This is a genomic window from Micromonospora sp. BL1 (genome assembly GCF_003667485.1).
Classification (GTDB): Bacteria; Actinomycetota; Actinomycetes; order Mycobacteriales; family Micromonosporaceae; genus Micromonospora; species Micromonospora tulbaghiae.
The window spans coordinates 67,740-77,134 of sequence record NZ_RCVK01000192.1 but is presented as its reverse complement, the minus strand read 5'-3'; the positions used below and the strand labels follow the sequence as shown (position 1 = coordinate 77,134).

The following is a 9,395-nucleotide window of genomic DNA, read 5'->3' as shown; positions in this document are numbered from 1 at the left end:
GGGCGGACGGTGCGGAGCGGGCTACCGTGGGCGGTATGCAGAACAGGCGCAGCATCACCGCCGCGGCCGCGCGAGCTTCCCGCTCGCCGGTTGCCGCCGCCTGACCTGCCCCACACCCACGCCGGCGACCGGAAACGGTCCGCCGGCGTCGTCGTGTCGACGCCAACGCGCGCGGCGGGCCGTCCGGTCACCCGTACCCGGAAGGCACCCGCCATGACGCCCGACGAGATCATCAGGACGTTCCTCGACCACTACCACCGGCACGGCCATCAGGACGCGCCGGAGAGTTCACTGGTCCCGCCACCCGGCGACCCGGTGCTGTTCACCACGTCCGGCATGCACCCGCTCACGCCGTACCTGCTGGGGCGCCCGCACCCGGGCGGACGGCGACTGGCGAACGTGCAGCGGTGCCTGCGCACGACGGACCTGGACGAGGTGGGCGACGACACCCACCTGACCGTGTTCCAGATGCTCGGCTCGTGGTCGCTCGGCGACTACGACATCGCGACCAGCCTGCGCTGGGGCTTCGAGCTGCTCACCGGCGGGTTCGGCATCCCGGTGGAGAGGCTGCACGCCACCGTCTTCGGTGGCGGCAACGGTGAAGGGCCGGACGACACCGCGCGGGACACCTGGACCGGGCTCGGCGTGCCGGTGGAGGCGCTGGGCGAGGACAACTGGTGGTCCAACGGCCCGACCGGCCCCTGCGGACCGGACTCGGAGATCTTCGTGTGGACCGGCGACGGCCCGCCCACCGGCACACCCAGCACGGATGCGCGGTGGGTGGAGGTGTGGAACCACGTGCAGATGCGCTACCACCGGCACCCGGACGGCCGGCTCACGCCGCTGCCGGTGTCCAGCATCGACACCGGCATGGGCCTGGAGCGGCTGGAGATGGTGCTGCGCGGCGACCGTTCCGTGTTCACCGGCGACGGGCTGCGCCGGTGGGTGGACGAGGTGGGCACCTGGGGGCTGCGCGGCACGGACCTGCGCGTGGTCTCCGACCACCTGCGGTCCGCGGTGGTCGTGCTCGGTGACGGGGTACGCCCCGGCAACACCGGGCGCGGGTACGTGCTGCGGCGGGTGCTGCGCCGCGCGCTCACAGTGCTGTGGCGCGACGACCCGGCGCGCACCGTGGACGACCTGCCGCCGGAGCTGTACGCGGACACGCTGCGCCGGTTCCGCCGGCCGGTCGATCCGGGAACACCGGGCGCGCAGCCGGTCGACGTCGGCTCGCTGCACGCGACGCTCGTGGACGAGGAACGTCGCTTCCGGGGGCTGCTGCGACGCGGACGGCCGCTCGTCGACCGGGTACGGTCGCGCGGGCCGCTGACCGAGCGCGACTACCACTGGCTGCACGACACCCACGGGCTGCCCCGCGACCTGGTCGACGGCCTGCTCGCCGAGGCGAGCTGAGCGGCGGCCGGGCGAGCAGCGGCCAGGACGGCCGGGTGAGCAGCCGCCAGGATGGCCGCCGGTTGAGCAGGGGCCAGGTCAGCGGCGACGGCTGAGCGGTGGCCGCCCGGCCGGGCCGGTGCCAGACTCGGAGGCGGACGCCACGCGAGGGAAGCGGACGCCGCCGCGAGGAGAGGGCTGCCGATGACCGAGGTTCGGCCGGACGAGGAGACGGTGCCGCTGCTCGGCGCCGAGGTGCGCATCGCCGACGCGGCCGGACTGCTCGCCGCCGCCACCGACGGGCCGGTGGAGTTGCTGGTCGACGGCGACTTCCCGGCCCCGGTGCGGGAAGTGCGCTGCACCGTGCGCACCGACGTCGCGGACGGGCAGCCGGTGCACCGCTTCGAGGCGTACCTGCGGGTGGAGAACACACCGGCGGGCCTGCTCGCCCTCGGTCTGGCCGGGCCGGTCGGCGTGCTGCTCGCCGAACGGCTGGCCGCGCGCGGCGGCGACGGCCCGGCCGCCGCGGTGGGCCGGATGGCCGCGGAGGCCGGGCGGCGGATCTGGCCGCGACCGGTCGCCACACTCGCTGCGCCGCCCGGCGACGAGGCCGGCCGGGAGGTGCTGCGCACGGCCCGGGAAGCCGGGCTGCGGCCTCGCGTCGACCAGGACACCGGCACGGTACGCATCCGCGCCGACGTGCCCAGCGCCGAGGCGGGACCGGCGCACCTGCGGGCGATGCTGGGCCTGCTGCTCCAGGCCGTACGCGAGTTGTCCGGCGACAGCGAGGAGCCGGCCGTGCTGCGCGGACGGACGTACCTCGTGGGACGGCGACCGGTGACGGCGGCCGGGCCGCGCAGCGCGGCGGTGACCCTCGACCAGGTCGGCGGCCTGTCCGACGTGGTCGCGCGGTTCCGCGAGGTGGCGGTGTCGTTCCGGCACCCGGCGGCGATGGCCCGTTGGGGCGCGCGCCGGCCGCAGGGCATCCTGATGTACGGCCCGCCGGGCACCGGCAAGACCATGCTGGCCCGGGCCCTGGCGAACGAGGTCGGCGCGGACTTCGTGGAGATCCGTACCCCGGAGATCCTGGACAAGTACCTCGGCGGCTCGGAACGCAACATCAAGCGCATCTTCCGGGAGGCGCGCCGCTACCGGCGGCCCACGGTGATGCTGTTCGACGAGTTCGACTCGATCATCAGCTACGCCGGGGCGGGCGGCGACGCGGCCAGCCAGGCGGTCAACGCGGTAGCGGGCATCTTCAAGCAGGAGATGAACACGCTGTTCGAGGAGAACCCCGACGTCATCGTGGTCGCCACGACCAACTTCCCGCAGCGCGTGGACGCGTCGCTGATCCGCTCCGGCCGCTTCGACCTGAAGATCGCCATTCCGGCGCCGGACGAGACCGGACGCGCCGAGATCCTCACCAAGATGGTCCGCGAGCTGATCGAACGGCACGAGCGGCCGGGTTTCAAGATGTTCGCCGACGACGTCGACCCGGCCGCCCTCGCCGCCGACACGGCCGGGCTGACCGGCGCGGACCTGCGGGAGGCGCTGCGCCGGGTGCAACTCGCCAAGGCGCTCCGGGAGGCGGCGGAGGGTGCGCCACCGGCTCCGATCGGTCAGGATGACCTGCGGGAGGCCGTCGCCGGGTTGCGCCGCGGCTGACCGGAAGGAGTCCACGTTGTCCTCGTCCGATCTGCTGCTGTCCCGCCGTGACCTCGCGTTCCTGCTGCACGACTGGCTGGACGTGGCGCGGCTGACCGAGCGGCCCCGCTACGCCGAGCACACCCGCGAGACCGTCGACGAGGTGCTGGACCTCGCCGCCCGGGTCGCCGCCGAACGCTTCGCCCCGCACAACCGGGCCGCCGACACCGGCGAACCCACGTTCGACGGGCAGCGCGTGCGGACCATCCCGCAGGTCAAGGCCGCACTGGAGGCGTTCGCCGAGACCGGGCTGCTCGCCGCCACCATGGACGAGTCGGTGGGCGGGCTGCAACTGCCGCACACGGTGGCCGCCGCCGCGTTCGCCTGGTTCCAGGCCGCGAACGTGGGCACGTCGGCGTATCCGATGCTCACCCTCGGCAACGCCAACCTGCTGCTCGCCCACGGCAGCGCCGAGCAGATCGACACCTGGGTACGCCCGATGGTCGAGGGCCGGTTCTTCGGCACCATGTGCCTGTCCGAACCGCAGGCCGGCAGCTCCCTGACCGACCTCACCACGCGCGCCGAGCCGCAGGACGACGGCACGTACCGGATCGTCGGCACCAAGATGTGGATCTCCGGCGGTGACCACGAGCTGGCCGAGAACATCGTCCACCTGGTGCTGGCCCGCATCCCCGGCGCGCCGGCCGGCGTGAAGGGCCTGTCGCTGTTCATCGTGCCGAAGGTGCTGCTCGACGACGACGGCAACCTCGGGCCGCGCAACGACGTGGTGCTGGTCGGGCTCAACCACAAGCTCGGCTACCGGGGCACCACCAACACGCTGCTGAACTTCGGCGAGGGCGTGCACCGGCCGTACGGGCGGGCCGGGGCGGTCGGCTACCTGGTGGGCCAACCGCACCAGGGGCTCGCGGTGATGTTCCACATGATGAACGAGGCGCGCATCGGCATCGGCGCGGGCGCCACAGCGCTCGGCTACACCGCGTACCTGAAGTCCGTCGCGTACGCCCGGCAACGCCCGCAGGGCCGCCCGGTCGCCGACAAGGACCCCACCACGCCGCAGGTGCCGATCGTGGCCCACCCCGACGTACGCCGGATGCTGCTGGCCCAGAAGAGCTACGTGGAGGGCGCGCTCGCGCTGGTGCTCTACTGCGGACGGCTGCTCGACGAGCAGAAGACCGCGCCCGCCGAGGCCGACCGCGAGCGGGCGCGGCTGCTGCTGGACCTGCTCACCCCGATCACCAAGAGCTGGCCGGCGCAGTGGTGCCTGGCCGCCAACGACCTGGCCATCCAGGTGCACGGCGGGTACGGCTACACCCGCGACTACGACGTCGAGCAGCACTGGCGCGACAACCGGCTCAACGCCATCCACGAGGGCACCCACGGCATCCAGGCGCTGGACCTGCTCGGTCGCAAGGTCACCATGCGCGACGGCGCCGCGCTGGAACTGCTGCTGGAGACCATCCGCGGCACCGTCACCCGGGCGTGGAAGGCGGAGGGGTTCGCCTCGGAGCTGGCCGGTCAGCTCGGCGCGGCGGTGGACCGGGTCGCCGTGGTGACGCGGCGGTTGTGGGCGCCCGGCGACCCGGAGCTGGCGCTGGCGAACGCCTCGGTGTACCTGGAGGCGGTCGGACACGTGGTGATCGCGTGGATGTGGCTGGAACAGGTGCTGGTGGTGGAGGCGCTGGGGACGCCGGAGGGGGTCGAGGGGGAGTTCCTGGCGGGGAAGAGGCAGGCGGCGCGGTACTTCTACCGGTGGGAGTTGCCGAAGGTGGGGCCGCAGTTCGACCTGCTGGAAGGACTGGACCGGACCACGCTGGACATGCGCGAGAGCTGGTTCTGAGGATGCGGCTATTCATGCCGGTTTTGGCGCATCTCATGCTCGACAGGACAAGTCGGATAAAGATCTACTCCAGAACGGAGTCTGCGCAAACTTTGTCTGACATCTGACATTGTCGAGACTGCTTGATCGCTGCGGTTGCTAGCCTAGTTGACCAGTTCGACAAGACGCCCGCAACGGCAAGAAAGCTGGGAGATGTCGATCAATCAGCGAACCTTTGAGGCGTTCCTAGGCGGAAATCGCAATAAGCGCGACGTCGCGGCGGCCCTGACTGCTGGCGGTCTTTCTATTGAATATGTCAAGGAGACCTCCAACCCTCGGGTCTGGGGATACTTTGTAAAGCTGTCAGATCAGTTGCAAGCCGCACTCGGCGAGACGAGAGAGGTGCTCGTGCTCGTCGCAGAGTACGATCTGCTGCAGGCAAGCGAGGTGGACAATGCAACTGACATCATCAAGGCGCATGGTGTCAGGCTCAGTCGCTCGGTCAGCATCATCATAACTGATGACCGGCGAACGGGTTACAAAGTAAAAGAGATAAGCGACGACAGTGGGACCCTCTTCGTCGGATTCAGTCTCGACAGGATTCGAAAATGTAAGCCACACGGGGATCAGGACTTTCGCGCGTTGCTGCAGGCCCAGGCGTATGCCCGTGACCTCTATGACCTGCCTGGGGCGGTGACCAAGACCCAGGATTTCTTCGGACGCCGACGGTTGCTCGAGCGACTGCGGCAAGAGATTACCTCAGGCGGTGGGCATCAGGGGATATTCGGCCTTCGAAAAATCGGCAAGACCTCGCTGGTAAATCGACTGGCCCAGCTGGTTCGTGAAGACGGACGTTGCTTCGTTGCTCAGATCGACTTACAACGGGCAGCAGCAATTCGCCCGGACTCTGATTATGTCCTATGGTCGATTGGGCAGGCGATTTACGATTCTCATCGACATGTCCGCGACGTGCGAGGATTCCGCCTTTTCGGCCAATACGGTTTATTCTCTGATATCGATGATGCATCGTCGGTCTATGAACTCTTCGATCACGATCTGCGGCTGTTGCTCTCGAGTCGGCGACGCAGGGTAGCGATATTTCTTGACGAGATTGAGCGTATCCTCCCGCCGGAGGCGACCGACTCAGCTCAGAAGTCTTTCGTTCAGATATGGCGAATCTTGAGAGGGCTCGACCAGCAGTATCCTGGGCGACTTTCCTTCACCATCTCAGGTACCAACCCTAAATGTGTTGAAGATGCAAAGGTCGGTCCTGAGGACAATCCCATTTATAACTACTTCACTCGCGAGTATCTTAAGCCGCTGGGGGTTGAGGAAGCGTACGATCTTCTGACGACGATCGGTGGTCGAGTGGGCCTTGCATGGGAAACCCCTGCATTATCCGCCAGCTATGCACAGACCGGTGGGCATCCCGCCCTTCTGCGCGCGCTTGGCTCCGCCGCTCACAATAAGAACCCGAATCGGCATCAGATTATCAAAATATTGGAACGTGACATCCGCAGCCTCTCGCAAGACCTCCTAATCGAAAGTTCTCCGCTACTTGCGCAGCTTGTTTCGACGCTGAAGGATGAGTATAAAGACGAGTACTTCCTGTTGACGCTCCTTGCGGAGGGCAAGGTTCAGGAGTTTGCAGAGTGGGCTCGACTCGCTCCTGCTGACGTAGCGCACCTCGTTGGGTACGGTATTTGCCGCGATCCCCATACCGCGCCCAGCCTATGCATTAGCCTTCTGCAGACTTACCTACAACGGCAGCTTGCGGAGTCAGGCCGCCCCAGTACTGCGCTTCCATACGGCCATCTTCTCAAGTCAGGGGATAAGGTTGGTGATTACACTGTGGCTCACGCTGTTGGCGCGCCGGGTGGTTTCGCAACCGTTTATAAGGCTCGGGATGATGGAGGGAAAGTCGTTGCGCTCAAGGTAGTACGCAACGGCAAGCTCAGCAGTGTTCAGCGAGAGCTCGACATTCTGCAATCCTTGAATCACCCCAATATCGTTCGCATCCTAGATGCGGGAGATATCCCGTCGGGGGATCCATATCTAGTCATGGAGTATATAGAGGGGCCAACGCTGCGAAACTTCTGTGAGGCTTCAACTAGGCCGGATGAGCATATGCTTCTGAAGTGGGCTGTGGCTCTGTTGGAGGCGCTTGAGCGCATGCACCCACGCCCGGCGGCAGTCGATGAACTCCGCAAGCGACATGACGAGTTGGATGGCGATGTTGCGCAGGCGATCTTCGAAGCGCAGCACGGCGTAGTTCATCGAGACATTAAGCCAGACAACGTTATGCTAAGTAAGAGTAAGGGTCCTGTCCTGATTGACTTCAACATATCGGTGCGGGCTGGCTCCCCCGTTAAGACGATGTCGGCCACTGTTCACTATCTGCCTCCTGGTTTCGTCCTTGGAAATTGGACACACGAGGTAGATCTGTATCAACTCGGTGTGACTTTATTGCAGCTTGCCGCAGGCGCGGAGATCGGTCGGGCGACCTTAACTGACCTGCGGCTGACTGCAGCGAACAACTTGAGTGCAAGAGGGCTTAAATTGATAGATAGGCTCCTCTCATTTCAGCAGCCCGATGGCTATCGAGTCACGAGCGAGGCGCTTCGCGATGCCAGGACCGCTCTTGGGGCAGTTGCACGCACCACCTGATCCTGGACGGTCCCGCCGTACCGGAGTCTAGTTCGATCTCAAGCGAATGTTCGAACGGGGGTTCCTAGGGCAATAATGTACCCGCGCCTAGAGTGATTCTTGGAAAGCTGCTTCCTAGCGGCATGCCCGTCGAAGATGGCCGATGGTGAGGCGGTCAACCAGGTGCCGGAACAGTACGACGCCTCGCCAGTGCTGCTCGGGGTTGCGTGAGGCCGACGGGTGCCGTCACCACCAGAGCCACTGCGCACCGTGTCGGTGTTGCCGGGTGGTCGGGGCGGTGTCGACCCCCCCGTTATCGCGATGCTCCTTCCCGGCGTTGCGGCATGCAACTCTCGCGGCCTGGCGCTCCCTGCTGGTCCAGACGGCGTTGACGAACCAGCGCGGTGGGCCTCCGCCGCCGACCAGCGACCGCAGGCCGATTCGTGGGAAATGCGGAACATCTTTGTCTGTACGAGACATGGTCGCCCCTTCGGGGCCGCGGGCGCGGCCACCTAACGGGGGTGGAGCGCCGCGCTGATCCTCGTCGTCGAGCCGATGATCATGCCCACAGGATAGGTGAGTCCGGCGCCGATGAAGGTGGGCTGTCGCAGGTAGAACCAGTGATGCACCACGTTGACGAGGATCAACCGGTCCGCAGTCACACGCTCGGCCATCGCCCATCTCCTCAAACGCCATCGCGCCGCATTCGTACGCCTGATGTCGTCCTACCGTACTTGTTCCTGACGATCAGGCGGCGCCACGCTCGCTGACCGGCCGGCGGCGCAGGCTCGGGTTCAGCAGGGCCGGGGGCAGGTAGGCCTGGTCGAGCCGGGTGACATCGGTGCCGGGCGCGACGATCTCGTCGATCCGGTCGAGGATCTCGTCGGTGAGCGTGACGTCGACGCCGGCGAGCAGGTCGTCGAGGTGCTCCATCGTGCGCGGGCCCAGGATCGCGCTGGTCACACCGGGGTGTGCGATGGCGAACGCCATGGCGAGGTGGGTCAACGGCATGCCTGCCTCGTCGGCGAGCGGGACGAGCTGTTCGACGACGTCGACCCGGCGCTCGTCGGTGAGGTGCTTGGAGAAGCGGGCGCGGCGCAGGTCGTTCTGCTCGCCCTTGCGGACCCGGCCGGTGAGCATTCCCTGCCCGAGCGGGCCCCACACCAGCGTGCCCATCCCGTAGCGCTGCGCGGCCGGCAGCACCTCGCTCTCGATGCTGCGGTTGAGGATCGAGTAGGGCGGCTGCTCGGTGTGGAAGCGTTCCAGCCCGCGTCGTTCGGCGACCCACTGTGCCTCGATCATGTCGGATGCGGGCATCGTGGACGACCCGATCGCCCGGACCTTGCCACTGCGGATCAGGTCGGAGAGAGCGGAGAGCGTCTCCTCGATGTCGGTGTCGGGGTCCGGACGCTGGATCTGGTAGAGGTCGATGTGGTCGGTCTGCAGGCGGCGCAGGGAGCTCTCGACCGCGGTCATGATCCAGCGGCGGGATGCGCCTCGCTGGTTGGGGTCGGTGGCCGCGGTTGCGCCCGGCGTCCGGGGCAGCGTGTTCAGCCTCGGAAGGCCCACCTTGGTCGCGAGGACGACGTTGTCCCGGCGTCCCTTGAGGGCCCGGCCCACGATCTCCTCCGAGTCGCCGTACGCATCGGCGGTGTCGACGACGTTGATGCCCGCGTCCAGCGCCTTGTGAATGACCTTGATCGAGTCGTCAGGATCGGGGTTCCCGATCACCGTGGCGAACATCAGCGTGCCGAGCGCGTACGGGCTGACCTTGATGCCCGTCCGCCCCAGGGTGCGGTACTGCATGAGCGTCTCCCTGCGGTATCGTCGTATGCGGAATGTCTTTCCGGAACTATACGGAAAACCTTTCCGGAAA

General features: G+C 67.0%; 6 protein-coding genes. 4 read left to right on the top strand and 2 right to left on the bottom strand.

The genetic code is table 11. The annotated features are described in order from the left end of the window. Positions 1-213: 213 nt before the first annotated feature. The 4 genes from EAD96_RS09585 (at position 214) to EAD96_RS09570 (ending at position 7,540) form a co-directional block, all read left to right on the top strand. A complete protein-coding gene (locus EAD96_RS09585) occupies positions 214-1,413 on the top strand; it encodes an alanine--tRNA ligase-related protein (protein WP_121684016.1) in 1,200 nt (399 codons plus the stop codon). A 183-nt stretch (positions 1,414-1,596) separates the two neighbouring features. Next, a complete protein-coding gene (locus EAD96_RS09580) occupies positions 1,597-3,057 on the top strand; it encodes a 26S protease regulatory subunit (RefSeq protein ID WP_121684015.1) in 1,461 nt (486 codons plus the stop codon). A 16-nt stretch (positions 3,058-3,073) separates the two neighbouring features. Continuing rightward, entirely contained in the window at positions 3,074-4,894 is a 1,821-nt protein-coding gene (locus EAD96_RS09575) for an acyl-CoA dehydrogenase (RefSeq protein WP_121684014.1), read from the top strand. 192 nt (positions 4,895-5,086) lie between these two features. Further along, positions 5,087-7,540, top strand: a complete 2,454-nt coding sequence (locus EAD96_RS09570; protein ID WP_121684013.1) for a serine/threonine-protein kinase — start codon at positions 5,087-5,089, stop codon at positions 7,538-7,540. Between the two features lie 491 nt (positions 7,541-8,031). Here the strand turns inward: EAD96_RS09570 and EAD96_RS30985 are convergent, their stop codons facing one another. Both EAD96_RS30985 and EAD96_RS09565 read right to left on the bottom strand, forming a co-directional pair. Continuing rightward, positions 8,032-8,193 carry a hypothetical protein gene (locus tag EAD96_RS30985; RefSeq protein WP_158614786.1) on the bottom strand — a complete coding sequence of 54 codons (162 nt, stop codon included), beginning with the start codon at positions 8,191-8,193 and terminating at the stop codon, positions 8,032-8,034. A gap of 73 nt (positions 8,194-8,266) precedes the next feature. After that, on the bottom strand, positions 8,267-9,325 hold the full coding sequence (locus tag EAD96_RS09565) for an aldo/keto reductase (protein WP_121684012.1): 1,059 nt from the start codon (positions 9,323-9,325) through the stop codon (positions 8,267-8,269). Between the last annotated feature and the right edge of the window lie 70 nt (positions 9,326-9,395).